1 tRNA gene is annotated in these 307 nt (G+C 39.4%); it reads left to right on the top strand.

Features of this window, described 5'->3' with window-relative positions:
• Nucleotides 1–50 precede the first annotated feature (50 nt).
• Nucleotides 51–126, top strand: a tRNA-Glu gene (locus EYW48_RS21675).
• Nucleotides 127–307: the final 181 nt, after the last annotated feature.

The following is a 307-nucleotide window of genomic DNA, read 5'->3' on the forward strand; positions in this document are numbered from 1 at the left end:
GGTTTATACAGTTTTAGAGAAAGAATGTTCCCAAACATTCGCCACTTAGTGTCCCGTTCGTCTAGAGGCCTAGGACACCGCCCTTTCACGGCGGTAACAGGGGTTCGACTCCCCTACGGGATACCATCTTTAAGCACATTGCTTAAGTGTTCTTAAAAATGGTTTTCATCAGAAAATCTTGCTCTTTAACAATTTGGAAAGCTGACTGATAACAACGTGATTTGTTGTTATCAAATAAAAGTTCTCAATATCAATACGTTTACGTATTGATACCAAACACATTCAAGTGTTCTTGGGAAAGCTTACT

It is taken from the genome of Vibrio sp. 1180_3 (assembly GCF_029478545.1).
Taxonomy (GTDB): Bacteria; Pseudomonadota; Gammaproteobacteria; order Enterobacterales; family Vibrionaceae; genus Vibrio; species Vibrio aestuarianus.